The sequence below is a fragment of the Rheinheimera sp. MM224 genome (genome assembly GCF_947090785.1).
In the GTDB taxonomy this organism is placed as follows: domain Bacteria; phylum Pseudomonadota; class Gammaproteobacteria; order Enterobacterales; family Alteromonadaceae; genus Pararheinheimera.
On sequence record NZ_OX352320.1, the window covers coordinates 4,277,921 to 4,294,827 of the forward strand.

Annotated in this window: 14 protein-coding genes; 2 read left to right on the forward strand and 12 right to left on the reverse strand. The window is 47.3% G+C overall.

Going from position 1 to position 16,907, the window contains the following annotated elements; genetic code table 11:
- Window positions 1-3 precede the first annotated feature (3 nt).
- The 5 genes from OM978_RS19950 to OM978_RS19970 form a co-directional block, all read right to left on the reverse strand.
- Window positions 4-1,713: an alpha-amylase family glycosyl hydrolase gene (locus tag OM978_RS19950; protein ID WP_264344180.1), complete on the reverse strand. Its 1,710-nt coding sequence runs from the start codon at window positions 1,711-1,713 to the stop codon at window positions 4-6.
- A gap of 111 nt (window positions 1,714-1,824) precedes the next feature.
- Window positions 1,825-2,796, reverse strand: coding sequence for a catalase family peroxidase (locus OM978_RS19955; RefSeq protein ID WP_264344181.1), 972 nt, complete (start codon window positions 2,794-2,796; stop codon window positions 1,825-1,827).
- Between the two features lie 300 nt (window positions 2,797-3,096).
- Entirely contained in the window at window positions 3,097-3,825 is a 729-nt protein-coding gene (locus OM978_RS19960; RefSeq protein WP_264344182.1) for a complement resistance protein TraT, read from the reverse strand.
- 240 nt (window positions 3,826-4,065) lie between these two features.
- The gene (gene rsuA / locus OM978_RS19965) at window positions 4,066-4,758 is read right to left on the reverse strand and encodes a 16S rRNA pseudouridine(516) synthase RsuA (RefSeq protein WP_264344183.1); all 693 of its coding nucleotides are present in this window, start codon (window positions 4,756-4,758) and stop codon (window positions 4,066-4,068) included.
- A gap of 57 nt (window positions 4,759-4,815) precedes the next feature.
- Window positions 4,816-6,330, reverse strand: a complete 1,515-nt coding sequence (locus tag OM978_RS19970; protein WP_264344184.1) for a thioredoxin-like domain-containing protein — start codon at window positions 6,328-6,330, stop codon at window positions 4,816-4,818.
- Window positions 6,331-6,640: 310 nt separating this feature from the next.
- On the opposite strand from OM978_RS19970, the gene OM978_RS19975 reads away from it, so the two are divergent.
- Together OM978_RS19975 and OM978_RS19980 are read left to right on the forward strand one after the other, a co-directional pair.
- A complete protein-coding gene (locus OM978_RS19975; RefSeq protein ID WP_264344185.1) occupies window positions 6,641-7,987 on the forward strand; it encodes a sodium-dependent transporter in 1,347 nt (448 codons plus the stop codon).
- Window positions 7,988-8,246: 259 nt separating this feature from the next.
- Window positions 8,247-9,194 carry a lysylphosphatidylglycerol synthase domain-containing protein gene (locus OM978_RS19980; RefSeq protein ID WP_264344186.1) on the forward strand — a complete coding sequence of 316 codons (948 nt, stop codon included), beginning with the start codon at window positions 8,247-8,249 and terminating at the stop codon, window positions 9,192-9,194.
- Window positions 9,195-9,204: 10 nt separating this feature from the next.
- Here OM978_RS19980 and OM978_RS19985 read toward each other — a convergent pair whose 3' ends face one another.
- The 7 genes from OM978_RS19985 to cysG all read right to left on the reverse strand — a co-directional run bounded on the left by OM978_RS19985 (window position 9,205) and on the right by cysG (window position 16,638).
- Window positions 9,205-9,522 (reverse strand): LETM1 domain-containing protein, encoded by a 318-nt coding sequence (locus OM978_RS19985; protein ID WP_264344187.1) that lies wholly within the window; start codon window positions 9,520-9,522, stop codon window positions 9,205-9,207.
- A 208-nt stretch (window positions 9,523-9,730) separates the two neighbouring features.
- Complete coding sequence (cysQ, locus tag OM978_RS19990; protein WP_264344188.1) at window positions 9,731-10,501, reverse strand: 3'(2'),5'-bisphosphate nucleotidase CysQ; 771 nt, start codon at window positions 10,499-10,501, stop codon at window positions 9,731-9,733.
- On the reverse strand, window positions 10,501-11,094 hold the full coding sequence (gene cysC, locus OM978_RS19995) for an adenylyl-sulfate kinase (protein ID WP_264344189.1): 594 nt from the start codon (window positions 11,092-11,094) through the stop codon (window positions 10,501-10,503). The genes cysQ and cysC overlap by 1 nt, the downstream gene beginning before the upstream one ends.
- A 9-nt stretch (window positions 11,095-11,103) precedes the next feature.
- Window positions 11,104-12,840: an SLC13 family permease gene (locus OM978_RS20000; protein WP_264344190.1), complete on the reverse strand. Its 1,737-nt coding sequence runs from the start codon at window positions 12,838-12,840 to the stop codon at window positions 11,104-11,106.
- A 2-nt stretch (window positions 12,841-12,842) separates the two neighbouring features.
- Entirely contained in the window at window positions 12,843-14,261 is a 1,419-nt protein-coding gene (gene cysN / locus OM978_RS20005) for a sulfate adenylyltransferase subunit CysN (RefSeq protein ID WP_233078972.1), read from the reverse strand.
- Window positions 14,261-15,175, reverse strand: coding sequence for a sulfate adenylyltransferase subunit CysD (gene cysD / locus OM978_RS20010; protein WP_264344191.1), 915 nt, complete (start codon window positions 15,173-15,175; stop codon window positions 14,261-14,263). Before cysD ends, cysN begins: the two co-directional genes overlap by 1 nt.
- Window positions 15,176-15,219: 44 nt before the next feature.
- Complete coding sequence (gene cysG, locus OM978_RS20015; protein ID WP_264344192.1) at window positions 15,220-16,638, reverse strand: siroheme synthase CysG; 1,419 nt, start codon at window positions 16,636-16,638, stop codon at window positions 15,220-15,222.
- Window positions 16,639-16,907 lie beyond the last annotated feature (269 nt).

Sequence of the window (16,907 nt, forward strand, 5' to 3'; positions counted from 1 at the left end):
CATTTAGTTTTGCCAGATTTGTAGTTGATGGGCATTTAGCTCTGGTGTTTCATCTTCCTGCCAGGTCGCAGTGAAGCCCGCTGGCACTACATCAGCTGGAACTGCCATAGGGTCGGCCGATAAGTTCAGCAGCATCAGGCTTTGTTTATCACCCAAAGACCGAACAATTTTCAGCAACTTACCTTCAGCTAAGAACTCTGCTTTGTAATCCCCCGCTATACCAAACTCAGCGCGATCGGCTTTTTGCTGGATCAGAAATTTATACAAAGACCAGACCGACTTCGCATCCGCCTGCTGAGCTGCCACGTTATTCGCACCTTGTTGCTGAGCCGTCAGGAATGGTGTCCACCAGCTGCTTTCTGCCTGAGGTGGGAATAAATCATCACGCTGCACCCAGACTTTGTCGGTGGTACTAAAACCAGCCTGAGCGCTGTTGTCCCAGAACATTGGAGATCGGCGGTGTAAATGCTCCTTATCCGACGCCTGAGTGAGCGCAATTTCTTCACCGTAATAGATATAAGTAGTGCCTGGTGAGCTGAACAATAAAGCCGCAGCCAGCTTGGCTTTATTAAAGTCCTGACCTATTTGCCAGCTTAAACGTGGCTGATCGTGATTGGTCAGGAAAGGGCTAAAAAACTCCATAGGCGCAGAGGTGGTTTTGCGTTGCTGCAAATTCGCCATCAGCAGATTGTCAGCTTGCGGACCAGCACCTTGTTGCATAGTGCCAAACTCAGCATTTTGTTTGCCGGCGTTTAACAGCTCCAGCACTTTGTAGCCAAACTCAAAATCAAAACCAGCGTCCAGCCCTTTGCCATCACCCCAGTACTTGGCCGCTATAGGTAAATCGACCCAGGCTTCAGCCACCAGATAAGCGTCAGGTTTCACACTTTTGACGTATTGGGTAAAGTCTTTCCAGTAGTCGATGGTACCTTGGGTATCAGCACGTTGCTGTGGGCCATCTTCCTGCACATAACGCACAGCATCTAAACGGAAACCTGCAACACCTTTGTCCAGCCAGAATTTGGCCATCTTTTTCATTTCAGCTATGACATCAGGGTGTTTTAAATTCAAATCAGGTTGTGATGCACCAAAAGCAGCGTAGTAGTAGGCTTTGCGTGCTTCGTTCCAGTGCCAGACAGTTTCTGGTTTGACTTCAGTGTTCCAGGCCGGACCCCAGCCGTCTGTTGGCATTTCATCACGCCAGACAAAATAGTCTTTATAAGGCGCTTCGCCTTTGGCAGAACGCTGGAACCAGTCGTGTTTGTCGGAAATATGGTTGATGACTAAATCGAGGATAATATTAATATTTTTGGCTTTGGCCGCCTGTACCAGCTGCTCAAAATCCTGCATAGAACCGTAATCTTGTTCTACTTGATAAAATTCGGTGAAGTCGTAGCCATGATAAGAAGGGGCTTCAAACATAGGCGTCAGCCAGATGGCGTTAATGCCTAAATCCTGTAAGTACGGCAGCTTGGCTTCGATGCCTTTAAAATCGCCCGTACCATCGGCATTGGTGTCATAAAAACTGCGGGGCCAGATTTGATAAAACACTGCATCCTGCCACCAGGGTTGTGTTGCTTCTGTGCTTTGAACAACAGTTTGGGTGACAGCAGCCGGGGTTTCCACCGCAGTGGTGGCGGCTTGTTCCGGTGCTTTGCCACAGCTTGTTAAAGCCAGTGCTAAAGCTAAGGCGAGCAATGATTTATTCAGCATTCGAAGATCCCTGTTTTTTGAGTTTGACCCAGCTTAGTCAAATTCCAGCCACAGGGCCAGACTGCATACGAATGCACTCCAAAGGTGCATTCGTTTTAGCTTCGAATTGGCTTATTGGTTGGTTAAACGCTTGCCAAAAGAGATGGCATAAGCAGGAGAGCGCATTTGCAGCACTCTGTCGGCGCTTGCACGCAGACCTGTACTCAGCACGTTTGGATCAAAGTTAAGGCCAGTACAGGCTTCGCCACCTTGCTCTGTGATGGATAACAGCCCTATATCCAGAGTTTTACGTTCTTTAGGCCATAACACTGAAGGATCGGTTTCTGTGTCCCTTGCTTCACCCAGCACCAGCTGCATAGTCCACTGAGTTGGGCCTTTGACTAAACGATCGCTCAGTCGCTTTTGCAGAAAGTCTGTGGCAGGCGCTTTGATTTCGGCTTCAGTTAAGCCCTTCACGCCATCTTTAGGCACAAACTGCCAACGCACTTTTTGCTCCACACCACTGTTGTCTTTGATAAAGAACGTATGAATACCAAAGTAAGGCGTAGTCGCGTAGCTCCATGGTGGGGAGTTTTTCGCTAAATACTCAGCCTGAGGCAAAGTGTCCGGATGAGCGGCGCGGAAAGCCTGAATTTTGGCTATATCTGGTTTTCCAGTCGCTGGGTCTGGAATTTGAGTTTGTAACAGACCTAAAAAGTTTTCCGGATCTTTAGCACCAAAGACCGGCGTACTTAACATAGCAAAATGCTGCAGCTGACCATTAGCAGTTTTTAACTGCAACCCTAAACCACGAGGAGAACGGGCATTTTCAGGTGCTTTAGGATTACCACCTGCCATAGAAAAACGCGCAGTCACAGGCACAGTTTCACCGGATAACCAGGCTACTGAGCTAAAGTTTTTTGCATCAGGTAAAGCCTGAAAACTACCCACAGCACAAAAGCCCTTTGCATGGCCTTTACGCTCGCCTTTATGTTCACCAAAAATTTTGGCGAAGACGTCAATAAACTGGTTAGGAGTAGCTTGTTCAGCGGCGTACAATGCTGGGCTTAACGCCAGCAGTAAAGATAAAGTAATTTTGTTCATGGCACATCCTTTCTGAATCACTGCAATAAATACTGCGAATAGAGACAGGACGATCAATTAAAAACTTTCAAAGAAGGATGAGGCAGAATACAAAATCGTCAGGAACGATTTTGAACATTGGAGCGAAGCGACGATGGCCCGAAGGGGGAGCACCAAGGATGGTGCGAATACAAAATCGTCGGGAACAATTTTGAACAGCTTTAGCTGGCCCGAAGGGCGAGGGCAGGATAGCCCGAGTAAAAAATGGCCGCCGAGGACAACAAAACAGCGGCCACTGGGAAACTTATTTACGACTAAAGGTTACAGGATGCCTGAAATCGAACGCATCAGGCCTTTAACCAGTTCTGGCTCAGCTTCGGCGTATTCCATATTGACCTGATTCGCAGTAGATAAAATACGGGTCTGGTAACGTTTCCACTCTGTTTCTTCAGTGGACGTGACATTTTTATAGCCACTGTTGCCTTGTTTTAAGCTGGCTTTGTTTTCTTCCAGCACAACCACGCCTTTTTTCGCACGCTCAGAGATTTGTAAGTCGGTGATGATGCTGTAATGCACATCTTTGACCATAGCGTCAGCAGCTAAACCTATCAATGCACCAGCAACTGTAGCACCAGCACGACCACTGCCACTACCAAACTGGTTACCGATAGCGCCACCCACTAAAGCGCCACCAAAACCGCTACCTAAGAGTTCATTCTGACTACGTAAATCAGTTTGACCAGCTTGCAACACGTTCGCTTGCAATAAGAAGTTGGCTTGTTCAGGGTCACGCACTACACGGTAACCTTTGGACTGCACAGCTTCGATGATCTGAGGTTCAATAGATAAACCTTGTTGGTCTGAGGTATTACGTACCTGCACAAAAACAGTACGTTTATCATCTGCAACAGGGTCTAAAAAGATGGTATCACTCATCTTGGTCTGAACTTCAAGATTGCGCTTGCTGATCGCCGTATGAGTAGCTGAACAGCCGGACAACATCAAAGCACCAACAGCTAATGCTGCAACAGCGATTTTCATTTTTGACATACAAAACTCCATAACACAAATGAGATTAGACCTGCTTAGTTTAACGGACAGCGCGCTGCAGACCAAGGCGAAGTGTTCATACATCAGGTAAAAAGTTGTAACAGACTATGCCGTTATATGCTTTTGCTGCCGTGTTGATGAGAAGTATAAGCAGGTCTTCTGAATTGCAGATGAATTAAAAAAGGGGCAGCTCACATTGCTCAGCGTGAACGAGGTGAGCTGCCCCCTTTTTTTAAGCTTTTAGCGGAACAGAGCCACTTCTTCAGGCGTTAAATAGCGGTACTCGCCTTCGGCTAAATCCGGGTCCAGTGGCAAGGCACCAATTTGTTCGCGGTGTAGTTTTTCAACTTTGTTACCTATAGCTCCAAACATACGTTTGACCTGATGGTAACGACCTTCGCTGATCGTCAGCAAGACCTGATGTGGATCGATAATTTCCAGCTTCGCAGGCTTGGTTAAGTCTTTTTCACCACGTAACATAATACCTTCGGCGAACTCTGTGATTGCAGCTTCAGGCACTGGGTCGGCCAGCCATACACGATAGGTTTTAGCGCAATGATGTTTAGGTGAACTGATTTTATGCGACCACTGACCATCGTCTGTGATCAGCACCATGCCTGTGGTATCCAAATCCAGACGACCTACTGTATGCAAACGCTCCAGCAAAGGCTCATCCATTAAAGCAAACACTGTATTGTGGTCTGGATCTTCAGTCGAGCAGATATAACCAGCAGGTTTGTGCATGACTATATAACGCAGCCCGATAAGCTGCAGTTGTTCGCCTTCTAAAAACACCTGGTCAGAGGCTTTGAGCTGCAAAGCCGGTTGTTTGGCCATTTCACCGTTCACAGTGACCAACTTTTGGCGTATTACTTTGCCGGCCTGACTACGGGTCAGACCGGTACAATCACAAATAAACTTATCTAAACGCATTTTGAGTTTCCCAACTATTCTGCATTCAGTGTAACCACATCAGCGTACAGACTCCACTTACTTTGGCTCTGCAGCCTTCTTTGCCGCAGTCGGTACCTGTACTTCAGTTAATTTTTGATCTTTTAAATGCCAACGTAAAATTCTGTTGTTATTGGTGTCTGCTATATAAAGCTCACCATTAAATACAGCCAGACCACCAGGTTCGTTCAGTTCAGTTCCTAAGCTTAAAGTCATGACCTGCTGCTCTTCTAAATCCAATAATCTGATTTTATGGTTATAGGTATCAGCCACAGCCAGAGTATTTTTATCCAGCGACACCACGTCTTTATTGTGTTGCAGCAAAGCCCGTTTAAAACCACCGTCTTTTAAACCAAACTCAAATAAACCCTGCCCCACTAAGGTGTCTACTTTGTCAGAACTCAGGTCTATTTCCCGTACTGCGCTGGCTTCTGCGTCTGCAACCCACAGCTTGTTGCCTCTTAAGGCTAAACCGCTGGGCTGGTTAAACGCAGCATCATAGCTCTTACCATCCAGTAAAGCTTCTTGTCCTGTGCCAGCAAAAGCTTTCAGCTCCGAATTTTGTAAATCCAAAGTCCAGATTTGATGACTGCCCGCCATAGCGATATACAAGGTGGTTTTATCCAAAGCCAAATCCCAGGGGGAACGCAGCGATACTTCGGTTGGTGTTGAACCCGGCACTAAACGGCCTTGTGCTAATTCACCATTGCCTGCAATAGTAGTCACCTGAAAGGTCGCTAAATCAATACGGCGAATAGCATGATTGCCAGTATCAGCAACATACAAAGCTTTGTCTGTCAGTACCAAGCCCTGAGGGGACGAAAAAGCGCTGCTGTCGCTATGGCCATCTTTCAGTTCAGCTATGCCAGAACCTAAACGTTTCACCAGCTTACCCTGATGGTCCAGCAGTACGATTTGGTTATGCAAGGTATCGCTGATGGCAATATAACGTTCATCCACAGTTAAACTGCCAGGGGCTGCCAATGCAGTATCCAGCGGGTCCAGTAATTTAATAGGCAGAGGCTTGAGATTAGGTTCTCCCTGAAACTCGGCCAATAACTGTTCAATCGCTTTATCCAATACATCGTAACGGCCTTCACCTGAAGTTTGGCCAACGTATTTACCATCCGGGCCTATCAGCACAAAAGTGGGCCAGGCACGAACAGCGTAAGAGCGCCATAACTGGAAATCAACGTCATTCACTACCGCATGCTGCATACCGTAGCGCCGCACTATGGAGGTTAAAGTACTTAGCTGTTTTTCGTTATCAAACTTGGGCGAGTGCACGGACACCACTGCAAGCTTATTGCCATACTTGTGCTCTAGCTTATGCAGGTCTGGGATCACGTGAATACAATTGACGCAGCCATAGGTCCAGAAATCCAGCAACACCACCTTGCCTTTTAACTGCTGCATGGTCAGAGGTTCTGTCACATTGACCCAGGGTAAACCCGCAGGGAACTCAACACTGTTGGTGCGGGCAGAGGCTTTGGCAAGGCCAAAGGTTAAACTACAGGCCATGATGAAAATCCAGATTATTAGTTTAAAACGCATTAGTGACTCCTGGTCAGACTGCTCTTACCTACTATAGAACGGTGTTTCAGCTAATTTCGTTCATTGTTTTAGTTAAACTAACCAGAGTTTAACGATAGATTAATGACAGCGACGGATTTTTGGTTGCTTTTTGACACAGATTTCCTCTATCTTGCTGCTGCACCGAGGTGTAACTTCTGCGACTTCCAGACTCATTCCATCTTTAACTGTGAGTCCGGATATACCCAAAGTTAATGGGGATTGCAGTGAGGCAGCAAGTGCGACGGGTATAACCAAGTCCAAAAAAACTATAACTACATAAGAGATAAGCATGACTAACTCTACAACACGCGGCAGCTGGGGTTCGCGTATCGGATTTATTTTAGCGGCAGCAGGCTCTGCAGTGGGCCTTGGCGCGATCTGGAAATTCCCTTATGTCGCAGGTGCCAATGGCGGCGGCGTATTCTTATTAGTTTATCTGGCCTGTGTGTTTTCTGTTGGTGTGGTGATGTTGCTGGCAGAGATGATGATTGGCCGTACTGCCAAAAAATCAGCCACTTCAGCCTATCGCGCTATGGGCAAAGGCTACTGGCACGTCGCAGGCTGGCTTTCTGTACTCGGAGTGTTTTTAATTCTGGGCTTCTACTGCGTAGTAGGTGGCTGGACCATAGCCTATATAGTGCAGACTATTCAGGGCACAGTGCTGACCACTGACGCCAAGCTACTGAGTGATACCTTTACTAACTTTATCGCTAACCCAACCTCTTCACTGATTTATACCGCTTTGTTTATGATCATCACCGCAGTGATTGTGATTGCAGGTGTACAGGCAGGTATTGAACGTATTTGTAAAATTCTGATGCCAGCGCTGTTTGCACTGATGCTGGTGATGGTATGGCGCAGCCTGACTTTACCTGGTGCGATGGAAGGTGTGATGTACTTTATTACGCCGGATTGGAGCAAACTGAGCATTAAAATGGTGCTGGATGCTTTGGGTTTAGCAGTGTTCTCCTTGTCTGTAGGCGCTGGGTTAATGGTGGCTTATGGCTCTTATTTAAGTCCTGAAACCAAAGTGGTCAACGCAGGTTTATGGATAGCGGGTTTAGCCACGTTAGCCTCAGTGATGGCTGGCCTGATGATTTTACCTGCGGTATTCGCTTTTAACGTCGACCCTGCAGCTGGCCCTGGCTTAACTTTTATTACTATGCCTGCGCTTTTCGCCCAGATGGCTGGTGGTCAGGTCTTAGCCTTAATTTTCTTCTGTTTGCTGCTGTTTGCTGCTGTCACTTCTTCAATCTCTATTCTGGAGCCTGTAGTGGCTTTCCTGATTGACGAATATGGTATGGAACGTAAGAAAGCCACTATTTGGGTTTCTGTAGTGAACTATGTGGTGTTAGGTATTCCGGCTGCATTGTCTTTTGGCGGTGGCATGGAAAGCTATACGATTTTCGGAAAAACCCCATTTGATGCGATGGACTTTATGGCATCCAATGTGCTGATGCCTTTAGGTGGTATGTTTGCAGCGACTTTTGTCGGCTGGCGGATCTGGCCACAAATTAAAGCCATTTTAGCGGGTGAAGTGCCAGCCGCTGTGCAAAAAATTTACTGGTTGTTAGCTGCTGTAGTTTCACCGGTCTTGATTGCGATAGTGGCAGTCATGACAATTAAAGGCAGTTGAGTTATCAGACAATACACCGGCAGCTTTGCAACAAAGCGCCGGTTTTAGTCAATCTGCTGTAGTTTTAAGCAGCTAACCACCAAAAAAGACGGCTTTGCTTGCCAAAGCCTGCTGTGGATGCTGAGATAGCCCTGTTGTTATAACCATAAAGTCCGGTGCATCCTAAACAATGCGTAAGCTTCCGGGCGCAGACAAGACAAGTCGTGTTGTTGCAGCTTTGATCGTTCAGACTTAAAGCGGTGACCAGACAAGGATTGAGATGATGATAAAAAAAGACTACTTCTGGCCGCTGTTAGGTTTGGCCGCTGTAGCATTTTCAGTCTATGTGCTGCTTGAGCAGCTCAAAGATATCTCCTATGAAGATGTGGTACTCAGTCTTGAAGCCATTTCTATGCATGGCTGGCTGATGGCTGGCCTGGCGACCGTATTTGCTTACGTGGCCCTAGCGGGTTACGACAGGCTGGCGTTATCTCATCTGCGTAAAAAAGTATCCTGGACCTTCATTTCAGTCGCATCTTTCACTGCTTATGCTATTGGCCATAATTTAGGTGCTTCGGTATTTTCCGGCGCTGTAGTGCGTTACCGGGCTTATCGCTCGCAAGGCCTGACTCCGGGCGAAGTAGGTATTCTGGTCGCGTTCTGCTCTTTCACTTTCGCCCTTGGCAGCATTTTGTTGGGTGGCATAGCGCTGATGGTTGAACCCAGCTTACCTGCCCACTTTCATAAAGCCATACCTGAATGGATAGCTTTCCTGCTTGGCGCTGGTATGTTGTTTCTGGTGGCCTTGTACTTATGGGGAAGTTTGACCAACAGAGGCTGTATCAACCTGTGGAAGCTGAAGCTGGAGTATCCACGTTTTTCATTGGTGTGCCGTCAGCTGATCGTAGCTCCACTTGAATTGTTAGCCGCCGCCGCCATTATTTATTACGCCTTACCGGAACAAAGTAACCCAGGCTATTTTATGGTGTTAGGTATATTTCTGGCGTCTTTCTCTGCGGCTTTGTTATCTCATGCACCAGGTGGTTTAGGTGTACTGGAAGTGATGTTTTTGCTGGCTTTGCCCGATGTAAATCCGGCCGACGTGATAGCTGCTTTATTGGTATTCCGCTTGTTTTATCTGCTGATCCCTTTTGCCATTTCGCTGATTATTGTGGTGTGGTTTGAACAGGATCAGTTGCTGAAGAAATTTAGAAGCACCAAGAGTTAAAGAACTACAACTAAGATTCGTAATCCGGTAGCTTTTTCGGTTTATCTGCTTTGGGCTGAAAGGAGCTTGGCAGCACTTCTATGCCCAGCTTGCGGCCGAGTTTAATTAAGATAGGAATAGTAACGGGGGCAAAAGGCAAAACGGCAAAGATGCCTAAACCTGTAGCCCTTAACACGTCCACCAATTGGTGATTGGCAAACCGCATTTCGGCCTGAGTAGCTTTGCCCTGCAGAGATCGCTGATAAATAATCAGCATACGTCTGGTTTCATCGGTTTCCTGCGACAAGGCCATTCTGAGCCGAATCATGCTAAAGCGAATACGCGACATACTCTTACGCCGTTGTAACCGCAATACCCGGATCGGAGCCTTGTGCAACCGACTTAACAGATTCATACCCACCTCAACTGCCTTATCCTTACCCAAGATAACTGAAGTCAAGACAGCTGTCGCTTCAAGTTCAAGGGTGTATACATTATCGGCTGCTTTGGTAAGACAAGACAGTATTATTTTGTAGTATTTAGTTTAACTCACTGAATTATAAGGCGCTGACCAGGAAATTTGGGTTTTTCAGATTCTCTCTGTGATAAGCCGGATTTGCTATACCCTGATACTCCACCTGGGCACCAGCCACTTTAGCAATCACATGACCTGCGCCTGTATCCCACAGCATAGTAGGGCCAAAGCGTGGATACAAATGCGCGCTGCCTTCAGCCACTAAACAAAACTTTAGCGAGCTACCAACAGCTATCAGTTCATGCTGTGGAAAACGGCTTAAATAGTCTTCCACATCAGCGCTGTAATGACTGCGGCTGCCTACTACTTTCACCACTTCACCAGCAGACGGCGTTAATGCCACTCTGATAGTTTCGGTTAAGCCATCTTGTTGCCGGGTTGCACCTAAACCTTCGGCTGCTGCATAGGTTTTATCCAGCACTGGTGCATGAATAACCCCAAGCACAGGCTCACCTTGTTGAATAAGGGCGATGTTAACGGTGAATTCGCCGTTACGTTTAATAAACTCTTTGGTGCCATCTAAAGGGTCAACCAGCCAGTACTCTGTCCACTGCTGGCGCTCTGACCAGGGAATATCTGCAGCCTCTTCAGATAACACAGGCACATCGGGAGTCAGCTTAGTCAGCTCTGCCAAAATCAGGTGATGGGCGGCTAAATCTGCTTCGGTTAAAGGCGAATCATCGTCTTTTTGCTCAACGCTAAAATCACGCTGATACACAGTTAAAATGGCTTCACCTGCAGCAACGGCTATACGTCGTACTTGCTGCAATAAATCCTGTGTCAGTTCCAACATTAGCTCAGCACTCCTTTTTCAGTCAGTAAGGCAATCAGTTGATCAACACTTTGCTCCAGGCTTTGCTGCGCTGTGTCTATGATCAAATCCGCTTGCTCCGGTGCTTCATAGGGATCGGAAATCCCGGTGAAGTGACTGATTTCACCACGTCTGGCTTTTTGATACAAACCTTTGACGTCACGCTGCTCGCACACATCCAAAGAAGTGGCGATATAAATCTCTAAAAACTTACCTTCCGGCAGGCTGTTTTTAATGGCCTGACGCTGTGCACGGTAAGGTGAAATAAAGGCGCTGAGCACCACCAAACCAGCGTCCAGCATTAAACCTGCTACTGCACCTACCCGACGGATATTTTCGGTGCGGTCAGCTTCACTAAAGCCTAAATCAGCACATAAACCATGACGCACATTATCGCCATCCAGCAAATAACTATGCACTTTACGCTTAACCAGTTCCTGCTCTAATGCATTCGCCACTGTGGATTTTCCTGCGCCACTTAATCCGGTAAACCACAATACAACGCCCTGATGACCGTTTTGTTGCTCACGATCGGCGCGACTGATTTGATAGTTTTGCCAAACAACCTGACTCATAAAAATTCCTTACAGCGACTGAAAAGGGAAAAACAATGGAATTAAGGCTAATACAGCTATTGAATACGCCAGCGCCATAGGCAAACCCACTTTGACATACTGGCTTAATTTGTAGTTACCGACTGTATAAACCAGCAAGTTAGTTTGATAACCCCATGGTGATATAAAGCTGGCACTGGCACCAAATAACACCGCCATAATAAATGGCATAGGGTCTATACCAAAAGCTTTGGCCAGACTGATAGCCACTGGACAGGCCAAAGCAGCGGCAGCGTTATTGGACATCAGTTCGGTCAAAATCAGCGTGAAAAAATACAAAGCGGCTAAAGCCCAGAATAAGTGATAGCCGGTAAAGACTTGCAATAAGCCCTGGCCTAATAACACCGACACTCCGGTGTTTTCCATTGCCTGCGATAAAACCAAAGCGCCACCGACAATCAGCACTATATCCAGTGGAAAACGCCGTCTGATTTCCTGCAGGCTGATAATACCTGTCGCCATTAAACCTATCAGTAATAACACCAGTCCTTTGAGTAAAGGCAGTTCGCCTGTCATGGATAAACCAATCACAGCGACAAAAGCGGACAATACACCCCAGCTGCGGCGCAAGGATAAACGGGTGGCTGAATCGACGCCATTCACCAGCAAAAACTCTTTATTGAGTTTGCTGTTTTGATGAAAGGTTTTGCCCGGCACCAGCAATAAGGTATCGCCGGTTTGCAGCACTATAGAACCTAAACCGCCCTGCAGGCGTTCCTGCCCACGTTTGACTGCGACCACCACAGCATCAAACTCTTCACGGAATTTCGCGTCTTTCAGAGACACACCATTGAGGCTCGACGAATGGCTGATAATAGCTTCCACCAACGCCTGACCATTCATACTGTGATGGCCATACAAAGTCAGGCCCTGAATTTCCTGCAATAAAGCCACAGACTCCATATCACCAGCAAAAAGTAATACATCGCCTTGCTGCAAGCGGTCTTCAGGGCAAACAGGCGCTATATTCTGCTCACCCCGCACTATTTCAGCTAAAAACAATTTACGTAAATGCCGAAGGCCAGCTTCACCTATGGTTTTACCAATCAGTACTGAGTCCGCACTTAAACGCGCTTCAAGGAAATACTGTAAGTCGGCTTCATCGACGGTTTTTTCAGTGACGGGCAGACGGTCTGCAATCAGCCACATCATCAGCATGCCGGACAGCACCACACCAGCGCCTACGGCCGTGGTGGTGAAAAATTGCAGTAAAGGTAAACCCGCTTTATCTAAAAAGCTGTTGACCACTAAGTTGGTGGACGTACCAATCAGGGTAAGAGTGCCACCAAAAGTGGCAGCAAAAGCCATAGGCAACATCAGCTTGCTAGGGGCAAACTTCTGACTACGTTTAATAGCACCAATTAAACTGGCGACTACAGCGGTATTGGCAGTAAAAGACGACAACAACGAAGTGGACACCCAAAGCCGGGTTAACACTGTGCGTAAGCCGCCATTATTGAGTTGCTGCCCTACCCAGCTGATCAGTCGGGTTTTCTCCAGCGCTATAGACACCAGCAATAACAACACCAGTGTTAATAACGAGGAGTCGGTAAAGCTGGCGGCAAATTGTTGTACGTTGAGCAAATCCGTCAGATAAGTCAGTACGGCCACTGCTCCAAACACCCAGGCGGCCGACAGCCGTGTCAGGGTCAGCAGGGCAATCAACCCTGCCAAAATAGCGAATACGCCGTACTGCTCCAGACTCATGCTCAGCCTTTGTTCAACTGGCTTAAATCCAGTGCCTGCCAGTGTGGAAAATGTTTACGCACTAAGGCATTCAGTTCCAGCTCAAATTCTGAGAACTCTGCTTTGCTGCTGACGCTGGCCAAAGCGCTGTCGACCATACCAGCACCAACAGTGATATTGCTGATGCGGTCGATAAAGATAAAACCACCTGTATCGCGGTTTTGCGCATAAGGGTCAAACACCACAGCTTCGGTCAGTTCCAGCTCGACCAGGGCTATGCTGTTCAGCTCCAGCTTGTCGGCCTGATGTTCCGCCAAAGTATTTACATCAATGCTGTGAGCAATAGCTGTAACTTTACCGCTGACCTTTTTTGTCGCCAGTTTAATGTTATAGCTTTTGCCAATCAGTAGTGGCTCTTCATGCATCCAGACCACTTTGGCCAGAATGCGGTTCGATACAGCAGCATGGTGCACTGCAGGCACTAGCACATCGCCCCGGCTGATATCTATTTCATCATTGATGGTAATAGTGACCGCCTGACCTGCAACAGCCTCTTGCCATTCGCCATCAAAAGTAACAATAGACTTAATAGTTGAGCCTTTGCCTGAAGGTAAAGCCACTATGGCGTCACCCACTTTAAAACTACCGCTGGCGATAGTCCCGGCAAAACCACGGAAATCCAGATTAGGGCGGCTGACATACTGCACCGGCAAACGGGCTTCGGCTTGCCAGTTAAAACCTGTGACAGGCGCCTTTTCTAATAAGCTCAGTAAAGGTCCGTCCTGATACCAGGGCGTTTGGGTAGAGCTGTGCACTACGTTGTCGCCATTCAGGGCTGACAACGGCACAAACTGAATAGAAGGCACGTTCAGCTGCGCAGCAAATTGCAGGTAGTCCTGTTTAATTTGCTCAAACCGCTGCTGGTCAAAACCTAATAAATCCATTTTATTGATGGCAACGACAAACTGCTTAATGCCCAATAATGAACAAATAAAGCTGTGACGACGGGTCTGGGTTTGTACGCCATAACGGGCGTCCACCAGAATAATAGCCAGATCACAGTTGGAGGCACCTGTCGCCATATTGCGGGTGTACTGCTCGTGGCCTGGGGTGTCGGCAATAATAAACTTACGTTTATCGGTAGAGAAATACCGATAGGCCACGTCTATGGTAATACCCTGCTCGCGCTCAGCCTGTAAGCCATCGACCAGCAAAGCTAAATCTATGGTTTCACCTGTGGTGCCATGAGTTTTGCTGTCTTTATGTAAAGCAGCCAGTTGGTCTTCATAAATCTGCATACTGTCATGCAATAAACGGCCTATCAGCGTACTTTTACCGTCGTCGACTGAGCCGCAGGTTAAAAACTTCAGCAGCGATTTGTGCTGTTGCTGCTCTAAGTACTGCTCAATGCCTACTTGGGCTAATTCATTGGCGACTGACATCAGAAATACCCCTCACGTTTTTTCTTTTCCATAGAACCACTGGAATCGTGGTCAATCACCCGGCCTTGTCGCTCACTGGAAGTCGACAACAGCATCTCTTCAATAATACCGGTCAGGCTATCTGCAGAGGATTCGATAGCACCCGTCAGCGGGTAACAACCTAAAGTACGGAAACGCACCAGCTTTTGCTCTGGTTTTTCACCAGGATTCAGTGGCATACGTTCGTCATCCACCATAATCAAAGTACCGTTGCGTTCAACCACAGGGCGCACAGCGGCAAAATACAGCGGCACAATGTCGATTTTTTCCTGATAGATGTATTGCCAGATATCCAGCTCAGTCCAGTTCGACAACGGGAATACGCGGATACTTTCGCCTTTATTCACCTGGCCGTTGTAGGTATGCCACAGCTCAGGACGCTGATTTTTCGGGTCCCATCTGTGGTGTTGATCACGGAATGAATAGACCCGCTCTTTGGCACGGGATTTTTCTTCGTCACGGCGCGCGCCACCAAAAGCTGCATCAAAACCGTACTGATCCAGCGCTTGTTTTAAGCCTTGGGTTTTCATCACGTCAGTGTGTTTGGAGCTGCCGTAGGTAAATGGATTCATATCCATGGCAATGCCTTCCGGATTGATATGCACCAGCAAATCAAAGCCATATTGCTTCGCCACTTTGTCACGGAACTCGATCATCTCGCGGAATTTCCAGCGGGTATCAACATGCAACAGTGGAAACGGAATTTTGCCCGGATAAAAAGCTTTGCGCGCTAGATGCAGCAGCACAGAGGAATCTTTACCTATGGAATACAACATCACCGGATTATCAAATTCGGCCGCTACTTCGCGGAAAATCTGGATACTTTCAGCTTCCAGTTGTTGTAAATGTGTCAGAGGTTTGACTGGCTGGCCCATAGGGTCTGCTCCCTTAAAGTCTGTAAAAAGATCTATCAATTAAATCAGATTCTGTTGGTTAAAGGCTGCTGAGCCCGCTGATCAGGTCTGTCACCAAACCAGTTTAATTTTTGCTGCAAGGCAACCACTTCACCAATAATCAGCAAAGCCGGTGATTGCACCTGATGCTCTGTGACTAAATGGGCCAGTTGGCTGAGCTGTCCGGTAAATACCCGCTGCTCTGGTCTGGTGCCGTTTTCAATCACTGCCACAGGAATATCTGCAGCACGACCAGCGGCCAATAACTGCTGCTGAATGTGCTCTACTTTCATCAGGCCCATATAAATCACCAGAGTCTGGTTTGGCCGGCTTAAACTTTGCCAGTCCGGCTCCACACCGTCTTTACGGCAATGACCCGTAACAAACTGCACAGCCTGGGCATAATCCCTGTGAGTTAAAGCAATACCGGCATAAGCGGCGCAACCTGCGGCAGCTGTAATACCCGGCACCACCTGAAACGGAATGCCATGAGGCAACAAAACTTCAATTTCTTCGGCGCCACGGCCAAAAATAAAAGGGTCACCACCTTTGAGCCTGCAGACTTTTTTACCTGATAAAGCTAAAGAAACCAATAAGTTATTTGTTTCTTCCTGAGCTACCGAATGTGCACCAGCTTTTTTACCCACACATATCAATTCGGCGTCACGGCGCACCAACTGCATAATAGGCTCTGAGACTAAGTAGTCGTACACCACAACGTCTGCTTGCTGCATCAGTTGTAGTGCTTTTAAGGTCAAAAGTTCAGGATCGCCAGGGCCAGAGCCGACTAAATACACTTCACCCTGAGTCGGGATTTCCCGCTCTAATAAGTCTTCTAATTGCTGCTGAGCAAGATCCAGCCTGTTAGCCTGCACTTCACGCACTATCGACGAGTCAAACACCCGCTCCCAAAACTGACGACGCCCAGCAAAACCTGAAATCTTTTGTTTTACTTTGTCGCGAAAGGAACCCACTAACTGAGCCAGCGGGCCTAGATGCGCAGGTAAAATAGCTTCGAGTTTTTCCCGCAAACGCCGCGCCAACACAGGAGCAGTGCCAGCGCTGGAAATGGCAATCAGAATAGGGCTACGGTCGATAATGGCAGGAAAAATAAAACTACAATTAGGCTGGTCATCCACAGTATTAACCAGAATATTGCGCGCATCAGCAGCTTCAAATACAGACTGATTGACTGCATCATCGTCTGTAGCCGCTATCACCAATACATGACCGTCGATGTGTTCAGGTGAAAAACGACTTTCAATTAAGGTCGCTTTGCCTTGTTGCTGCCACTCTTTGAATTCATCGGCAAAGTAAGTGGCCACCACTGTTAAACGGGCGCCTGCTTTCAGTAAAGTACCCGCCTTACGCAACGCCACATGACCAGCACCCACCAGCAAGACGGGTCTGTTATTCAATTGGGCAAAAATAGGCAAATACTGCACTTCAGGCTCCTGCTGTATGGACAGCACTTTGATACAACTATGCTCTGATTTGGTTAGAGTGGCGACCTCAATCAAAGCTTTTTCATTCGAGCTTGCATATTAGACGTCTAAACGTCTTTTTATCAAGAATGGATATCGATCTCTTATAACTAAATGGAATGAAAAAATAAATTCACTCCTTTGCCACAGATCCGATCACTATTGTTGAAAAAAAATCACCTACCACAAACCCACAAAAGGGACGCCTATACAGGCAGCACTCTGGACGG